The following is a 15226-nucleotide window of genomic DNA, read 5'->3' as shown; positions in this document are numbered from 1 at the left end:
GCAATGGCAGAGCAAGACGAAAGCGCCGAACGCACGGAAGAGCCGACGCCACGCAAGCTGGATCAGGCGCGCAAGGATGGGCAGGTTCTGACCTCTCAGGAAATGCTGGTCTTTGCGGCGATTTCGGCGGCAACGGTGATCTTGCTGACCTTGCCCGTGCTGGGCGGCGCGATCCTGCAACGCTGGCGCGCCTATTTGAACGCGCCCAGCAATCTGGAACCCGATGCGCTGCTGGCGGCGCTGGGGTATGCGGGGCGCGATATATTGCTGGCGGCCGGGCTGATCGGGCTGCCTGTGATGCTGCTGATGATCGGCACGCAAATCGCTATCGGCGGGCTGAACTGGTCGGTGAAGGGCTTTGCCTTCAAGCCCGAAAAGATCGACCCGCTAAAGGGCTTCGGGCGCATGTTTTCGCTGAACTCTTTGGTGGAATTGTCCAAGGCGATTGGCAAGGTCACGCTGCTGGGAACGGTGGTTCTGGGCGGCGTGTATCTGGGGTTGGACGGGCTGACCGTGCTGGGCCTTGTGCCCTTGGGCGATGCCCTGCGCGTTGTGTTTCGTCTGACCTTGGGCATTTTTACCGGAATGTGCCTTGTGCTGGGGGGGATCGCGCTGGCCGATCTGCTGTGGCAAAGCCACAAACACCGCACGCAACTGCGCATGACCCCAAGCGAAGTGAAGCGTGAGAACCGCGAAGATAACGGCTCTCCAGAGGTGAAGAGCAAGCTGCGTCAATTGCAGATGCAAGCCAGCCAGCGCGCGGCGCGCGAACGCGGTGCGCTGGATGATGTGGGACAAGCCACCGCGGTCATCGTCAACCCGGCCCATTTCGCGGTCGCGCTGCGCTATGTGCCGGGGCAAGATGACGTGCCGGTCATGCTGGCATCTGGCCGCGATGGGCTGGCCTTTCAGGTTATCGAGCGCGCAAAATCGGCGCATATCCCGGTGCTGCGCTTGCCGCCCTTGGCGCGGGCGCTGTATTTTACTGGCGATATTGGCCAGCCCATCCATGACGGGCTGTTCGGCGCTGTGGCGGCTGTCTTGGCGCATGTGTGGCGGGTGGAACGCGGCCTGCAAGACGATCTGCCCGACATAGACCTGCCGCCCGATCTGCAATTCGACGGGCTGGGCAATCGCGCGGGCTAAGGCATGGCGCTTTAGCGAAACAAACACGCGCCAAGCCGTTGGCATGATCCTTGCAGCCTTGTCGCATATCCGACGCGCAGACCGGAAAGGACCGCCCAGATGCCCCGTTTCGCCACCGATTGCCCCAGATGCAAGCAAGCCCGGCGATTGGCCAGCTTTTGCTTTGCCGCCTTTGCCTTGGCCTTCATCGTCTCGGCCATGGATGACACGCTTGACCCTGCGCGGCAGGGGATTGTCCTGCTATGCGCCATGATGGCCGGTTTGGCCATTCTGCGCCATCCGATCGCGCGCGTGGTCCAAAGGCTTATGGGCAAAGGACATCGGTCATGACCACCAGATCCCCAGACCTGAAAACACTGGCCCAACAGGCGACAGAGGCCGCCAAACTGGCCACAGAGGCCGCAACAGAGGCCGAGGCCGCCATTGCCGCGCGCAATGACGCGGCCCTTGCGCTGGACAAGACTGCCAAGCAAACCCGTATGACCGCGATCGTGATTGCGGCGGTCGCGGTCCTGACCTTGGGCGTGGGGGCGCTGGGCTGGTTTCGCGCCTCGGGGCATCTGTCGCAAGCCGCAGAGGTGCAGGCCAGCGCCTCTGCCAGCTTTGTCGAGAACCTGATGGACATGAATGCCGCGCTGGACGAGATGAAAGCCGCCAGCACTGCCGCACAAGACCAAGCCAACCAGCATCAAGGATCTGTAGAGGCCTTGATCGCGCAGCTTGACCAGCGTTTGGCGGATCTGACGCGCGAAGCGATGGCGGCCCAGCAGGATGCGGCCAGCGCTAATGCGCCCGTCGCCGCCGCCGCGCCCGACCAATGCGGCGATATGCTGATCGCCTTGGCCGAAGTGGAATTGAACCTGACCCGCCAGCTTGCCGAATTGCCGATGGCCGTGGCCGCGCCTGATATGACACCGGGTGCGCGCCCCGAAGCCGCGGCGCCGCCAGCGCCCGCGCCTGCTCCGGCACAGCCCGCCGCCTCGCGCCCCGCGCCAGTACTGCGCAGCGCGCCACCGCCGCCGAACCCGTTCAGCTTTCCATGATGGGGGCAGGCCATGGCCGATGACAAGACACCAGAATCGGTCCTTGTTCTGAAGCGGTGCCGCACAGAGGATGCAGGCCATGTGTTCGGGCTGCGCGGGGGCGATATTTTGTTGGGGGTGAATGGAACTGCTTGGCGCGGCTCCGTGGCCGCCTTGCAAAAGCGCATCCTCCAACATCCCGCGCCGTCGGCATTGAGCTTTCAGCGCAAGGATGCAGTGTTCACCATCCTGACCGACCGCGCGGATTTGGGGCAATGGCAGGCAGAACCTGTGCCACAGACCTTGGCCGCGCTGCCCGACACGCCCGAAACGCTGCGCAACTGGGAAATCGTCGCCAGCCCGCGCGGGGGCCACGACCTGTTCTCGACCGCGCCATCGCTTCTGGCTTTGGTGGCACCGCCGATATGGCTGGCGCAATCGCGCCTGTGGTCGGGGCTGGCGCTGTTCGTGGCGGTCTGTGCGCTTGGGCTGCCCGTGGGCTGGCCGCTGATCGGCTGTGTCTGGCTGGCGGCGGGGCTGCATTTGTGGCGCAACGGGGTGCAACACCAGCGCCTTGCCTTGCAGCTAGAGGGGTATAGCCGCGCCGCCATCATTGCCGCCGCGTCCGAAGCAAGTGCCATGGCCGGGTGGCGCGCGCTGAACCCCAATGCGCGGTTTCGCTTTGCCGCGCCACCGGCCCCTGCCAAGCAGCCCGCGTCAGAGTTGGGATGACAGCATCGCCTGACGGCGCCGCACTGCTGAGGTCGCGATCCCAAGTTGTTCGCGATACTTGGCAACCGTGCGGCGCGCGACAGACACGCCTTCTTTATCCAGCAATTGCACCAAGCCTTCGTCACTATGGGGCCGCGTCGGCGTTTCTGACTGGATCAGCTTGCGGATGCGATTGCGCACAGCCTCGGCCGACCCGGAATTGCCTTCCTGCGCGGGCAAGGCGGCGGAAAAGAACCGTTTCAGCGGCATGACACCGTAGGGCGTGGCAATTGTCACCGCGTTGCTGACGCGGCTGACAGTGCTTTCATGAATGCCCACCGCATCGGCAATGTCTTTCATGATCATGGGGCGCAGATGCTCTGGCCCGGCCTTGAAAAACGCACGCTGGCTGCGCAAGATTTCCTCGCCAATCTTTAGCACGGTTTGGTTGCGATACTGAACCGCGCGCGACAGCCAGCGCGCCACCGAAAGGCGCTCGGCATGGTAGTCGGCCCCGCTGCGCATGCTGCGGCTTTCGTTATCGCGCACCATGACGGCGGGCATGGTCGAATTGTTCAGTTCCAGTCGCCAACCGCCTTGCGGCAATTGGCTGACCAGCAGGTCTGGGGCGCGGATGGGCATGGGGGCCTGTTCGAAGCGCGCGCCCGGTTTCGGGTCCAGCCCGCGCAAGTCGCGCAGCGCCGCGCGTAGATGGGGCATCTCGACCCCGCATATCCGGCACAAGCCTTGCAGGTCTGCGTTGCCCACCATTTGCAGATTGTCCAGAACCTTGGCGAAAAGCGGCGTCAACAAACCCTGCTCGGCAGCTTGCAGGCGCAGGCATTCGGCCAGATCGCGGGCGAACACGCCTGCCGGGTCCAATTTTTGCAGACGGTTCAGCATGGTTTCAACCTTGTCCATGCTGGCGCCCGAACGCAGGGCGATGTCGTCCAAAGGTGCTTCCAGCCAGCCGCTTGGGGCAAGCGATTCAAGGAATACTTCGGCCAGCGCCATGTCTTGCGTGCCCATGCCCAGCGCCGCGATCTGCTGGGCCATATGCGCATAAAGCGAAGCCGCGCCCGGATCGGGCAGCGCGCTGATGCGGTCCCAGTCTTGCGCTGTGCCACCAGACCCGCTGGGCAGGCGCGGCGCGTCGCCGGTATGGCGCAGTTTCAGGCTGACAAACGGGTTCTCATCGGCATGGCTTTCGATGAAGGCCTGCAATTCGGCATTGCTCATTTGCAGGAATGTAATCGCCTGCTGAAGTTGTTGGTTGACGACAAGCGATTGGCGCTGCCCCGTTAGAATCACCGGACTAAAATGCATCATGGCCTCCTGTATTGGGCCATTTTTGCAAAAAGGGCTTAAAAGGCAAAAAAACCGTTTGACAGGGCTAAAATGACGGAAGTCCGACGGTGCTTCTGGCATTAGCACGTTGAAAACAAATAACCCCGGCCAGATTAAGGCCGGGGTAATCTTTGCGCCTGTCAAAAAAGCGTCAGCCGCGCAGCAGACTCATAACGTTCTGCTTGGATGCATTGGCCTGCGCCAGCATGGCCGTTGCGGCCTGGCTCAGGATCTGACCGCGTGCAAGATTGGTCGATTCTGCGGCGAAGTCGGCATCCATAACCTGCGAGCGAGCAGATTCGACAGAGGTCGAGATGTTCGTCAGGTTCGAGATGGTCGAGTCCAGACGATTGGAAATAGCACCCAAGTCAGAGCGTGACTGGCTGACCTTGGCCAGCGCCATGTCGATCACATTGACTGCCTTGGCGGCACCATCGGCGGTGGACAGGTTGATCTCTGCCAACTGCTCTAGGTTACCGGCACCGTTGGAATCTGCAAAAAATGCTTCATCGGCGGTGTTGTCAGAGGTGTGCACAGAAAACACCTTGGTCGAGGACAGCGTGACCTGCCCGGTGACGGTTGCATCTGCGGCGGTGTCATCGATGGTGGTGGTCGATGTAAAGGCAGAGGTCGACGCCGTGCCATCCGCGTTCAGCACATCGACATCAAGGCTCAGGGCGGTGCCTGCGCCATCATCCGATGTAAAGCCAGACAATGCGATGTTTTCGCCAGACGTGTCAGTCAGGATGATTTCCGCATTGGTGTCGCCCATCCGCGCGGTCACACCGGTTTCGGTGGTTTTCGCGTTGATGGCATCGCGCAGGCTGCGCAGGTCCGACGCGTCAGAGATCGCGACTTCGCCCAATTCCACTTCATTGATTTCGAACGCTAGCTGGCCTGCCGCGCTTAGCCCCGACAGTTTGGCAACGGTCTGGGCATTGGCCGACACGGCGGTTTCAGAGGTTTGGCCATTGATTGCCGCCGCCAGATCTTTGGCCGACATGCCAGCGGTCTGCGTAATCTCTGCCGAACCGGCGTGACCGGACACGATGATCGACGTGCTTGCCGCGATGGTAGAGGCGTTGGCCGCCACCACGTTCACGTCCGAGCGCATGGTGAATGCGCCGATATCGGTGGCGCGCGTGCTTTCAACATTCACGCTTACAGTCTGGTTCGCATCTGCACCGATCTGGAATTGCTTGCCTTCAAAGCTGCCATCCATAACCTTCATGCCGTTGAAGGTGGTGGTTTCCGAGACGCGGTTGATTTCGGCAATCAACTGGCGGCTTTCTGCCACGATGTTCCCGCGGTCCGACGAGGTGTTGGTGTCGTTGGCAGATTGCACGGCCAGCTCGCGCAGGCGCTGCATCATGTTCGATACCTCGACATGCGCCGATTCCGTCGTGTCGATCAGGTTCTTGCCGTCGGTCGCGTTGCGCACAGCTTGGTTCAGGCCCATCACCTGTGCGGTCATCTTCTCGCCGATCGCCATGCCTGCGGCGTCGTCTTTCGCGGCGTTAATGCGCAGACCGGTCGACAGGCGGGTCATCGCGGTGTTCAATTCGTCATTGACGCGGGTCATGTTCGCCTGAGCGGACAGCGCGCCGATATTGGTGTTGATGCTGGTCATTTTCATGCTCCTTCGGGAATGCCCTGCGCCGTGCAGCGCCTGACATTGAGAACGGCAGCCCCCGGAAAAGTTTAGCCAGCAAATTCGCTGGCACGGGAATTGCAGGGCCAAAGGCGTGATCACACAGGCTGAGAGGGCGTTATGGATCTGGCCACAATCATTGGGTATGTCGGTGCGCTCGGCATGGTAATCGGGGCAATGGTCTTGGCCGGTGGGCTTGGTCCGTTCGTCGATATGCCGTCCATTCTGGTCGTGTTCGGGGGCACGGCCTTTGCCGTTTTGGCGACCACATCGATTGCGATTTATATTCGCAGTTTCAAAGCGATACTTCTTATGTTCAAGCCCTTCGCGCTGAACATAGAAGACCTTGTGCCGCGCATGGTGGAACTGGCCACGATGGCGCGCAAGGATGGCATGATGGCGCTGGAAGGGCAGCAGGTGCCCGACAAGTTTTTCGAGCGCGGCCTGCAAATGCTGATTGACGGAGCGGACGAAGGCAAACTTGTCAAACAGCTGAAACAAGACCTGAAATCCATGAAAGCCCGGCATGGTGCCACCCAGCGCGCGGTCAAGGCATGGGTCGATATTGGCCCGGCTTTTGGCATGATCGGCACGCTGATCGGTCTGGTTCTTATGCTCAAGAACATGTCCGACGTGTCGTCTATCGGGCCGGCGATGGCGATTGCACTTCTGACCACCCTGTACGGTGCGCTGTTGGCCAACGTGTTGTTTGGCCCGGTCTTGACCAAGATGGAATCGCGCACAGAGATGGAAGTCGAATATCGCCAACTGGTCATCGAAGGCTTGCGCGGCATTGCGCGCGGGGAAAGCCCGCGCCTTGTCGAGGACCAACTTGCCGCCGCCCTTGACCCGGCTGGTCAAGAAAAGCTGCGCGCCGCCGCCTAAGCGAAGGACATCAGACCCATGGCCGCGAAAACCAAATCGCAAAAGGTGGTTCCCATATTCGTCGAGGATGATGACGACGACGAACCGGATTGCCCCAAATGCCCGCCTGTCGGGGCCCCGGCTTGGATGGCGACCTTTGCCGATCTTGCAACGCTGCTGATGGCGTTTTTCGTGCTGATCTTGGCTTTTGCCAATTTTGATGAAGTATCGTTCAAGAAAATGACCGGCGCCCTGCGAGAGCATTTCGGCGAAAACATTGTCGAGATTCTGCCAAACCCCGAAAGCTCTACGGTGTTGGAGATGGATTTCAAGCCTGCATCGAACCCGGCCTCGCCCAGCGACTCGCCAGATCCGCAAGAGGCCGCCGGGCCAGAGGCAGAGGCCCTGCAAGCCTTGGCCGATACCTTGCGCGAGGCTCTGGAACAGGGGGAAATGACCGTATCGAATGAGAACGGCATGGTGTCTGTGCGCTTGCCCGAAGGGACAGGGGCGCAAGACCTTGCGCAAGCCTTGGCCAATACCGCGCAGGAATTCGCGGGCATGGGGCCAAAGCCCGAAAGCGGCGCAACCGGCGATCAGGCCGGGCAGGGCACGCAGCCGCAGGAAGATGCCGCGCCGGGCGATACCGGGCGCAGTTCCGAAGCGCGCGCCGCCATTGCCGATGCGCGCTTGCGCGTGGCGCTGCGCCAATTGCAGGCGCAAGGCTTGGTCGATGTCGAGCGCGATGAGAACAAGGTCAAGGTGACTGTGGGCGCGGGCGGTGCCTTTCCCTCTGGCTCTGCCGATCTGACGGCGCAGGCGCGGGACATCATGGCGCGGATCGCGCAAGCCTCTGTCGGGGATGGCGCCAATGTCACTGTAACGGGGCATACCGACTCTGTTCCGCTTAGCGGTGGTCCGTTCCGCGACAATTGGGGCTTGGCGGCGGCGCGCGCGTCTTCGGTGGTGCGCGAATTGGGGGCCAACGGCACAATAGAGCCGGGGCGCATGTTGGCCGCCAGCCGGGGCGAAGCAGATCCGGTGGCGTCGAACGCAACCGCGCAAGGCCGCGAGGCCAACCGACGCATTGAAATCCTGTTCGAATACGGGTCCGGGGACGGCGGCTAAAACATTTTCCAAAGCGGTCGTTACTGCCACTGAAGGAGGCTGCCATGACACCTGACCTACTTAGCAGCTTGAACAAGAACGGCACTGGCCTGCAACTGCGCGAACTTGCGCAAACCTTGGCCACCGCCGAAACCGTGCCGCGCATTGAACGGCTGCAACGCGCACAAGATGCCGACACTTTGCGTTTGTCGGGGCTGGGGCAGGTGCGCGCGCAATTGGATCAGCTTGGCACCCGTCTGGCCGAAGCCGCGGGCAACCCGGTTCTGACGGTCGAAAGCAGCACCGCCATGCTGGCCCCGCGGGTCACGGACCGTGCCGCGCTGACCAATGGCAGCATGTTTGTTGATGTCACAAACCTTGCGCAGCCGCAGGTGCTGGAATTTTCAGGGTTTACGGGTGCTGACCAACCTCTCGCGGCAGGCAGCCTGACTTTGGAATTCGGCGCGTGGTCAGAGGATGCTTTCAACGCAAACCCTGACCGAGAGGCGATCACGATTGACGTAGCGGAAGGCGCGACATTGCAAGACATGGTCCGTCAGCTAGACGCGCTGCCCGGCGTATCGGCCCAGCTTTTCGATAAGGGTGATGGGACATTCTCGCTTGGTGTGGCGTCGGATACCGGCGCGGAAAACGCGCTGCGCATTACCGCGCAGGATTTGGGTGGCCCCGGTCAGGCGCTGACAGCCTTTGACAATGCCAGCGACAATCAGGCCCGGCAGGTTCAGGCGGCACGCGATGCGCAGCTTACGGTGAATGGCATTTCTGTGACCCGGCCATCGAACACGATTGCAGATGTCGTGCCGGGGGTAGAGCTGACGTTGAACGGTGCCACAAGTGGGGTGCTGGACATTGGGCGCAGCGAAACAGCCGCGCGTCAGAATCTGCAATCCTTGGTCGATGGGCTGAATGACACGTTCGGCTTGCTGCGCGAGGTCACGCGCAACGGGATCGGTGACGAAGCCCGCGGCGATCTGGCGGGTGACGGCAACCTGCAAGCTTTGGACAGCGCCTTGCGGCGGCTTGTCTCTGAACCCATTGCGGGCTTTGATGATGAACCCGTCACGCTGGCCGAACTGGGTGTGGCCACCAATCGCGATGGCAGTTTGCGGCTGGACCCGCCCGCCTTTGACCGGGCTTTCGCCGCCCGCGCCGCTGATTTCGATGTCTTGTTCCAGAATAAGCTGCGTGCGCTTTCCGGTCAGGCAGAGGTATCGGGCAACCCGCAGGCCGCCTTGCCCGCAGGCGACTACCGGTTCGCGGTCGACGGCCAAGGGCGCGCAACACTGGACGGCGCGCGCATGTCCGGGTTCGAACGCGTGGATGGACAAATGGTCTATACCGTTCTGGATGGCCCCGCGCGCGGCGTGTCCGTGACCGCCCCGCCCGATCTGACATCTGACACGATCCGCTTTGGCCGCAGCTTTGCTGAATCCTTGGCAACGCTCATGGACAATGCGGTGGCCGAAAGCGGCCTGATTGGCCGCCGAGAGGCCGAACTGGACAGCAATGTGGACGACCGCGCAGAGCGCATTGACCTGTTCGAGGCCCGCGCAACCCTTCTGGAAAAGCGCTACATGTCACGCTTTGCAGCAATGGAGCAGGCCGTATCACAGATGAACTCGACCGGAAGCTATTTGCAAAACCTGGTCGAGATGTGGTCGAACCAGAAATAGCGTCTAGAGTGGTCTGATACGTCTTAGCGCAGACCCGGTGCCCGGCATGGCTGGGCAGGGTCTAACGTGCCAGACCATGCTTGCGCATCTTCTCGATCAGCGTGGTGCGGCGCAGGCCAAGCACATCGGCCGCGCGGCTGACGCAATTCGACTGCGCATCCAGCGCGGCAGAGATCATGACCACTTCGATATCGCGCAGATACCCCCGCAGATCGATCTTGCCCGAACCGTGACGGAACACCTCGCCCAACGCGTTCGGCGCGTCTTGTGCCACCATGTCGGGCAGGGGGGCCGCGGGCCAGTCGGTCTGGCCGGGCTCCGGATAGGAAAAGCGCATCAAGCTTTCGTTAACCTCGCGCGCACCGACCTTGCGGCCCGGAAACAGCAGGCAGGCGCGTTGCACCAGCGTTTTCAACTCGCGGATATTGCCGGGCCAGTCATGCGCCGACAGCACGCGCAGGGCCGATGCCTCGAATACGGGTTGTGCAATGTCGTGGCGCCCTTTGGCCTCGGCGTGCATCAAGTGGTCCAGCAGCATTGGCAGATCCGACAAACGCTCTGTCAAGGGCGGAACGCTAAGCGGGAAAACCGACAGGCGGAAATACAGGTCTTCGCGGAACGTGCCGTCCTTGACCATTGCGGCCAGATCGCGATGGGTGGCCGCGACAACCGCGATATCCAGATCGATCATCGAGCGGCCGCCCAAACGGCGCATGCTGCGGGTTTCCAGAACGCGCAACAGCTTGGCTTGCATCTGCAAGGGCAAATCGCCGATTTCATCCAGAAACAAGGTGCCGCCCTGCGCTTGCTCTATCAGGCCCGCGCGGGCGCTGTCAGCACCGGTATAGGCCCCGCGTTCGGCACCGAACAGCTCTCCTTCGAGCAGGTCTGCGGGGATTGCGGCGCAGTTCACGGCGACCATATCTCCGGTGCGGCGCGACATGTCATGCAGCGCTTGTGCGACCAGTTCCTTGCCCGCGCCGCTTGGTCCATGCACCAGAACCGGGGCCTGCGCATTCAGCAACAAGACCATCATCTGTTTCATCGCGACAATCGCGGGGGCCTTGCCTGGAATTAGCTTGTCCGCCCTTGCCATTAGCGCTACAGGGTCCGCGTCAAACTGCGGTCCGGTCGGATGTTCTGCCGAAATAATGGTGCTGAAATGTCTGACCATCTAAACGCTCCTCACTAACACCCGTCGAAAATCTTGCATTTCCGATGCAAGAACAACGGAACGGACGGATAATCACACGCACTTACGGCGGCGGCGCTCTGCGCATGGCGGCAAACCCATACTTTCGGATAGCGCTAAAAGTGGCGGCTTTGTGGCCGTTTTATAACCCAAATGGGCTGACGCCCTGACGGAGCATGCCATGCCGAATCACGCCTCGACCGCCCTAGTTCCATTCTCGGAATATCTGCCCGCGCGCCGCAAGACCGCGCCGCGCACCGACGCACCGGGCGCAGATGCCTATGCGCTGTCCTCGGGGGCCACACGGTTGGAAAACAATGCGCAGGTCGAACGCTACCTGCCGGATATTCTGGGCCGCGCCTTGGCCCGGTCGTGGATAGATGCCGATTTCCGTGCCAAGTTCCTGCAAGATCCGCGCGGAACCTTGGCCGCTCACCGTATTGAACTGCCCCCGGCCATTGTCATGGAGGTGGTGACCAAAGGGCAGACGCGGCCCATGGTCGTGGTGTCAGAGCGCCTAAAGGGAAGCGCGCAAACCCGCCGATTGATGTATTTGCAGCTTGTCATGGTGGCGGGAAAATGACCCGCGCCTTGGCTTTTGTCGCCCTGCTTGCTGCCAGTCCGGTGCAGGCTGACCCGTTTGCCGATGCGGTCGGCCTTGCGGCCAAAGGCCAGCACAGTGCGGCTGCTGCCGGGTTTCATGCCTTGGCGCAAGACGGTCATGGGCCTGCGGCGCACAATCTTGCAATACTGTTCGCGCTGGGCCATGGCGTGCCGCAAAGCAAGCCCGATGCGACCTATTGGGCCATGTCGGCATTTCTGGAAGGGCTGACAGCCGCAGAAGGGTTGTCTGATGTCTTGTTGGCCGAATTGTCGGTTGACGAGCGTGCGCAGGTTGCCGCGCGGTTGGAGCGCCGCTGGCTGCAACGCGCCGAAGCGGGCGAGGGCGGGGCCATGCTGGCCTTGGCCGTGGTGCTGGCGCTTATCCGACCAGAGCCAGACCTGCTGGCCGCCCATGCGTGGCAAACCATCGCCGCCGCGCTGGATGTAAACGGCGCGGCCCGCGCCCGCACGGAAACCTTGGCGCTCATGTCGCCAGACCAAAGGGACATGGCCCAAGGCCACGGCATGACGGCCTTTGCTGAATGGTGCAACCGGCAACCAGATGCGCGCCCGGTCTCTTGTGCGGTGGTTGCAATGGGCAACGGATAAGCGGTCGCAAAGCTCATGGATCGCTCTCAAGCCATCTGGCGGGCCAGAACACGCAAACCGCTCCCAATGAGTGACTGCAAACAAGCCAGCGCCAAACACAAAAAAACGCAGGTCCGAAGACCTGCGCGTTACTCGTTACTGACACACTCGGTGTCAGTGGGGTCGGAACGCCGCCAAAGTGCGAATCGTATCTTTCGACAACCCCGTTTCCTGACTAATCTGGGTCAGTGGCGTGTTGTCACGCACAAGCTGCATCGCTTCTTCAATCATCTTTTCGCCAGCCAGCCATTCAAGATCGGCCCGAATGGTTTCGACATTCTGGTTCATTTGCTCTTCGGCCGATTGGCGGCTGCGCGCGTGCTGTTCAAGCAATGTTTCCAATTGCGCGTTATGGCGGGTCAATCGGCTATCCATACTGTCCATCAGCGCGCGCGTGTGGGTATCCGCGCGCTCTTGCAGCTTGCGCCAGCTCAGCATCATGCCAAAGACAAGGGCCAAGACCGCAAGCACCAGTGCAGAGATCATCAACGGAAAGAAAAGCGAAACAGAACCAGTCATGGTCGGTCTTTCATTCAGCAAGTAAAGAGATCTGCGCGGCCAGCGCATCAGAGATCTTGGCCGCGTCCAGAGGGTATCGCCCTGCCGCTATTTCGCTGCTCAGATGCGTCACCAATTCTTGATTGACAGGTGGGCCTTTCGTCATTTCGGCGGGCAACCCGATCGCCGCCCGCGACAGGTCCACGTTATCCGATTGCCCAACGGGGTTGGGCTGATCAGCCCGGCCCAAGACCCCGGCAGCGGTGTTGCGCGACGCATCGACATCGGACAAGCCGCGCAACTGGGTGATGTTAGATGTAATGTTACTGACCATGACAGCCTCCGGTTTCATTCTCTAACGGCAGGTTGGCTGCTTATGTTAGGGGCCACGCGCAGACGTCCGACGGCGACAATTTCGGCTTGCACATTGCGTGCCGCGTTCCACGGCAAAACCCGAATGCGCTGGCCAATCCAGCCGTTTTCCAGCGCGGTCGCCGCAATCCCTATTTGAATGCCGCCGGTCATCAGTTCCAAAACCACCTTGTCGCCTTCGAAAATATCGAAATCGGGGGCCAGATGGCGCTCCAGCAGTGGCTGGTCTGGCATGAGCGAGGTTTGCAGGCGCCGTCCTTCGGCATGCTCTAGCCTGCTCAGCGCCCCCAGTCGCGGATGGGCTTGCACGCGCCTCAGATCGCCGGGCGCAATATATTGGCCGCGCAGAAGCGGCCTTGCGGCGACCAGCGTCATTTGAGTGTTGGCGGCAATCTGGCCCGCCCGTCTGGCGTTGCGCGGGGCGACGCTGGCATTGGTCGCGATCACCCGGCGCCACTGGGTTGGCGCGGTGCAGCGCAGTTCTGCCTTGGTCCAACTGCCCTGAAACGGGGTCACGCTTGGGGCATGATCGCAGGGCGGATAGGCGCGGATTGGTGCGGTCAACTGCGGCGCATCCAGCCCGGCTTGGTGCATCGCGCTGCTGACCAGCGCGACGACCTGCGCACCATCTATCGGTTTGGCCACGGTCACGCCGGGGGCAAGGGCCAGACATATGGCAAACAGGCCGTGCCGCATCAGTCCCAACCCGGCCCCGATTGAACAAAGCGCACCGCGCGGCCCGTGAAATGGTGGTTGGCCAAGGTCGGGTCGAGCGGCGACAGGCGCGCGCTGCGGTCTGACAGCTTTGTAATTTCCAGCATATGCAGGCTGTCGTCGCGGTCGGCGGTAAACCCAAGCGAGGTGCGCGTCAGCCCATGCACGCGCCCCAGCGGAACGCGCATATCCTGCGTAATGACCGCGCGGGGCGGCTGGCAGCCTGCATCGCGCAGCATGTCGCGCAGTGCAGGCACCGCCCCGGCCCCAAGCCTATGCGCCATCTGGTGGCGGTCGGGTTGCGCCAGCGTCGCCGCGCGGCCAAGCAAAGACGGGCCGGGCATGCGGATTTCGGCACGATGCCTGCGCTCTGTCTGCTCGCCTCCGGGGCCGTCCAGCCGCATATTCAGGTGCAAGACAAGCTCGCGCGCTTCCGGCGCGATGCGCATGTCCAGATGCAGGCCATGCCCGCCGGGGGCAACGTGGGTGCTGCCTTGGGTCAGGGTGGTCCAATCGGTGGCGTCGCGGTCGGGGTTGCCCGAAGGGGTGGCGCGGGCAAGGTGCAGTTCTGCGACGTCGCGCTGTTGGCCAAGCTGGTCCAACAACTGCCCGGCCAGATCATGCGCCAAGGCCTCGGCCCATGCGGGGGCTTGGGGGGCGACATGCAGGCGCGGGGGGTAGACGGTCAGCACCAGCGCGCGACGGCCCGGGCAAGCGGTTGGTGTGGCGGCCCCCACCATGGCGCGAATACGCACCAGCCAATGATCGCCCGACAGGCTTTGCGACAGGGTTTCCACCCGCAAAATCTGGCCAACAGGGCGCACCACCAGCATATCCGATGTCATGCGACCCAAGGACATGGCCGAATGTCCCTGCACATTGGCCCCGCCCGCGAATGCGGCGGCCAGCAAGGCATCTGCCAGCGCGCGGCGGCGCGCGGCGTCATGGTCGGCGGCGTTGTGAATGATCGCACTTCCGGTCACTTCGACCCAGACACCCGCCAAGGCCGCATGGGGCAGCAACGGCACTGCAAACGCGGCCATAAGCAGGCTGCGGCGGCTCAGGCGGCTCATCCGCCCGTTCCCACGGCGCGCAGGATATAGGCGACCGTATCGGCATCCAGCTGCATGGTCACGGCATAGCCATCATGGCTGCGCGGTGTGATCGCAACGGTGCGCGCCCCGCGCAAGGTGCCTTCAACGCGGGCGGCCAGCGTGTCGTTGCGCAAGACCGCATCGCGCAACAGGCTGTCAGAGGTGATGCGAATACCATGCACCTGTTCTGTCAGGTCGCGCAGCGCATCCAGCCGCGCGGCGCGCATGGCCAATATGCGCCGCTGGTTTAGGGACTCTCCGGGTTGCTTTGACACTTGCGCAAAGCCGCGCCCCACAAGCGGCGCCGGTCGAAGCTGCGGTGTAACTGTGGGTTCTGCGCCCGCCATGGCATCTTTCATTTCCGCCAGTTGGACGGTGTCGGCAGAGGCATCTTGCGGCAGGGCCTGAACGGCACTTTGCGGCAGGGCCATGCAGCCCGACAGGGCAAGACTGGCGACAAGGCCAGCCAAAATGGCTGTGCGGTGCGGGATCGGTTTGGTCATGGCAACCTCTGGCAGAAACTGTCTGGTGCCATGGCCCTGCAAATGCCGTGCCAGCCATCT

17 protein-coding genes are annotated in these 15226 nt (G+C 62.2%); 9 read left to right on the top strand and 8 right to left on the bottom strand.

Going from position 1 to position 15226, the window contains the following annotated elements; genetic code table 11:
* Positions 1 to 3: 3 nt before the first annotated feature.
* The 4 genes from AWT76_RS10700 to AWT76_RS10685 all read left to right on the top strand — a co-directional run bounded on the left by AWT76_RS10700 (position 4) and on the right by AWT76_RS10685 (position 2900).
* The gene (locus tag AWT76_RS10700; protein WP_072246344.1) at positions 4 to 1146 is read left to right on the top strand and encodes an EscU/YscU/HrcU family type III secretion system export apparatus switch protein; all 1143 of its coding nucleotides are present in this window, start codon (positions 4 to 6) and stop codon (positions 1144 to 1146) included.
* A gap of 99 nt (positions 1147 to 1245) precedes the next feature.
* Positions 1246 to 1476 carry a hypothetical protein gene (locus AWT76_RS10695; RefSeq protein WP_072246343.1) on the top strand — a complete coding sequence of 77 codons (231 nt, stop codon included), beginning with the start codon at positions 1246 to 1248 and terminating at the stop codon, positions 1474 to 1476.
* The gene (locus tag AWT76_RS10690; RefSeq protein ID WP_072246342.1) at positions 1473 to 2189 is read left to right on the top strand and encodes a hypothetical protein; all 717 of its coding nucleotides are present in this window, start codon (positions 1473 to 1475) and stop codon (positions 2187 to 2189) included. The genes AWT76_RS10695 and AWT76_RS10690 overlap by 4 nt, the downstream gene beginning before the upstream one ends.
* A 12-nt stretch (positions 2190 to 2201) precedes the next feature.
* Entirely contained in the window at positions 2202 to 2900 is a 699-nt protein-coding gene (locus AWT76_RS10685; RefSeq protein ID WP_082700175.1) for a hypothetical protein, read from the top strand.
* Here the strand turns inward: AWT76_RS10685 and rpoN are convergent.
* Positions 2886 to 4205, bottom strand: coding sequence for an RNA polymerase factor sigma-54 (gene rpoN / locus AWT76_RS10680; RefSeq protein ID WP_072247647.1), 1320 nt, complete (start codon positions 4203 to 4205; stop codon positions 2886 to 2888). The two genes, AWT76_RS10685 and rpoN, sit on opposite strands and share 15 nt — an antisense overlap.
* Positions 4206 to 4377: 172 nt before the next feature.
* Positions 4378 to 5856: a flagellin N-terminal helical domain-containing protein gene (locus AWT76_RS10675; protein WP_072247646.1), complete on the bottom strand. Its 1479-nt coding sequence runs from the start codon at positions 5854 to 5856 to the stop codon at positions 4378 to 4380.
* A gap of 141 nt (positions 5857 to 5997) precedes the next feature.
* Between AWT76_RS10675 and AWT76_RS10670 the strand changes: the two genes are divergently transcribed.
* From AWT76_RS10670 to fliD, 3 genes are read left to right on the top strand one after another with little or no spacing between them, the layout of a single operon-like run.
* Positions 5998 to 6762, top strand: coding sequence for a motility protein A (locus AWT76_RS10670; protein ID WP_072246341.1), 765 nt, complete (start codon positions 5998 to 6000; stop codon positions 6760 to 6762).
* 18 nt (positions 6763 to 6780) lie between these two features.
* Positions 6781 to 7869, top strand: coding sequence for an OmpA family protein (locus AWT76_RS10665; RefSeq protein ID WP_072246340.1), 1089 nt, complete (start codon positions 6781 to 6783; stop codon positions 7867 to 7869).
* A gap of 44 nt (positions 7870 to 7913) precedes the next feature.
* Positions 7914 to 9542, top strand: coding sequence for a flagellar filament capping protein FliD (fliD, locus tag AWT76_RS10660; RefSeq protein ID WP_072246339.1), 1629 nt, complete (start codon positions 7914 to 7916; stop codon positions 9540 to 9542).
* Positions 9543 to 9603: 61 nt separating this feature from the next.
* Here the strand turns inward: fliD and AWT76_RS10655 are convergent, their stop codons facing one another.
* Positions 9604 to 10716, bottom strand: coding sequence for a sigma 54-interacting transcriptional regulator (locus AWT76_RS10655; protein WP_082700174.1), 1113 nt, complete (start codon positions 10714 to 10716; stop codon positions 9604 to 9606).
* Positions 10717 to 10915: 199 nt separating this feature from the next.
* Here AWT76_RS10655 and AWT76_RS10650 point away from each other — a divergent pair, with 199 nt between their 5' ends.
* Positions 10916 to 11317: a hypothetical protein gene (locus AWT76_RS10650; RefSeq protein WP_072246338.1), complete on the top strand. Its 402-nt coding sequence runs from the start codon at positions 10916 to 10918 to the stop codon at positions 11315 to 11317.
* The gene (locus AWT76_RS10645; RefSeq protein WP_072246337.1) at positions 11314 to 11946 is read left to right on the top strand and encodes a hypothetical protein; all 633 of its coding nucleotides are present in this window, start codon (positions 11314 to 11316) and stop codon (positions 11944 to 11946) included. Before AWT76_RS10650 ends, AWT76_RS10645 begins: the two co-directional genes overlap by 4 nt.
* Before the next feature lie 153 nt (positions 11947 to 12099).
* Here the strand turns inward: AWT76_RS10645 and AWT76_RS10640 are convergent, their stop codons facing one another.
* From AWT76_RS10640 to AWT76_RS10620, 5 genes are read right to left on the bottom strand one after another with little or no spacing between them, the layout of a single operon-like run.
* Entirely contained in the window at positions 12100 to 12504 is a 405-nt protein-coding gene (locus tag AWT76_RS10640; RefSeq protein ID WP_072246336.1) for a hypothetical protein, read from the bottom strand.
* A 10-nt stretch (positions 12505 to 12514) separates the two neighbouring features.
* A complete protein-coding gene (locus AWT76_RS10635) occupies positions 12515 to 12817 on the bottom strand; it encodes a flagellar biosynthesis anti-sigma factor FlgM (RefSeq protein WP_176699386.1) in 303 nt (100 codons plus the stop codon).
* 14 nt (positions 12818 to 12831) lie between these two features.
* Entirely contained in the window at positions 12832 to 13551 is a 720-nt protein-coding gene (flgA, locus tag AWT76_RS10630) for a flagellar basal body P-ring formation chaperone FlgA (protein WP_072246335.1), read from the bottom strand.
* Positions 13551 to 14642, bottom strand: coding sequence for a flagellar assembly protein T N-terminal domain-containing protein (locus AWT76_RS10625; RefSeq protein ID WP_072246334.1), 1092 nt, complete (start codon positions 14640 to 14642; stop codon positions 13551 to 13553). The genes flgA and AWT76_RS10625 overlap by 1 nt, the downstream gene beginning before the upstream one ends.
* On the bottom strand, positions 14639 to 15166 hold the full coding sequence (locus AWT76_RS10620) for an LPP20 family lipoprotein (protein WP_072246333.1): 528 nt from the start codon (positions 15164 to 15166) through the stop codon (positions 14639 to 14641). The genes AWT76_RS10625 and AWT76_RS10620 overlap by 4 nt, the downstream gene beginning before the upstream one ends.
* Positions 15167 to 15226: the final 60 nt, after the last annotated feature.

The sequence above is a fragment of the Roseibaca calidilacus genome (assembly GCF_001517585.1).
In the GTDB taxonomy this organism is placed as follows: Bacteria; Pseudomonadota; Alphaproteobacteria; order Rhodobacterales; family Rhodobacteraceae; genus Roseinatronobacter; species Roseinatronobacter calidilacus.
Note: the sequence above shows the minus strand (reverse complement) of the source record. Positions and strands in the feature narration are given on the sequence as shown.

Bases quoted from the DNA above. Each gene is read 5' to 3' on its own strand.
- AWT76_RS10700 (WP_072246344.1), top strand. From the start codon at position 4: ATGGCAGAGCAAGACGAAAGCGCCGAACGCACGGAAGAGCCGACGCCA.
- AWT76_RS10695 (WP_072246343.1), top strand. From the start codon at position 1,246: ATGCCCCGTTTCGCCACCGATTGCCCCAGATGCAAGCAAGCCCGGCGA.
- AWT76_RS10690 (WP_072246342.1), top strand. From the start codon at position 1,473: ATGACCACCAGATCCCCAGACCTGAAAACACTGGCCCAACAGGCGACA.
- AWT76_RS10685 (WP_082700175.1), top strand. From the start codon at position 2,202: ATGGCCGATGACAAGACACCAGAATCGGTCCTTGTTCTGAAGCGGTGC.
- rpoN (WP_072247647.1), bottom strand. From the start codon at position 4,205: ATGCATTTTAGTCCGGTGATTCTAACGGGGCAGCGCCAATCGCTTGTC.
- AWT76_RS10675 (WP_072247646.1), bottom strand. From the start codon at position 5,856: ATGACCAGCATCAACACCAATATCGGCGCGCTGTCCGCTCAGGCGAAC.
- AWT76_RS10670 (WP_072246341.1), top strand. From the start codon at position 5,998: ATGGATCTGGCCACAATCATTGGGTATGTCGGTGCGCTCGGCATGGTA.
- AWT76_RS10665 (WP_072246340.1), top strand. From the start codon at position 6,781: ATGGCCGCGAAAACCAAATCGCAAAAGGTGGTTCCCATATTCGTCGAG.
- fliD (WP_072246339.1), top strand. From the start codon at position 7,914: ATGACACCTGACCTACTTAGCAGCTTGAACAAGAACGGCACTGGCCTG.
- AWT76_RS10655 (WP_082700174.1), bottom strand. From the start codon at position 10,716: ATGGTCAGACATTTCAGCACCATTATTTCGGCAGAACATCCGACCGGA.
- AWT76_RS10650 (WP_072246338.1), top strand. From the start codon at position 10,916: ATGCCGAATCACGCCTCGACCGCCCTAGTTCCATTCTCGGAATATCTG.
- AWT76_RS10645 (WP_072246337.1), top strand. From the start codon at position 11,314: ATGACCCGCGCCTTGGCTTTTGTCGCCCTGCTTGCTGCCAGTCCGGTG.
- AWT76_RS10640 (WP_072246336.1), bottom strand. From the start codon at position 12,504: ATGACTGGTTCTGTTTCGCTTTTCTTTCCGTTGATGATCTCTGCACTG.
- AWT76_RS10635 (WP_176699386.1), bottom strand. From the start codon at position 12,817: ATGGTCAGTAACATTACATCTAACATCACCCAGTTGCGCGGCTTGTCC.
- flgA (WP_072246335.1), bottom strand. From the start codon at position 13,551: ATGCGGCACGGCCTGTTTGCCATATGTCTGGCCCTTGCCCCCGGCGTG.
- AWT76_RS10625 (WP_072246334.1), bottom strand. From the start codon at position 14,642: ATGAGCCGCCTGAGCCGCCGCAGCCTGCTTATGGCCGCGTTTGCAGTG.
- AWT76_RS10620 (WP_072246333.1), bottom strand. From the start codon at position 15,166: ATGACCAAACCGATCCCGCACCGCACAGCCATTTTGGCTGGCCTTGTC.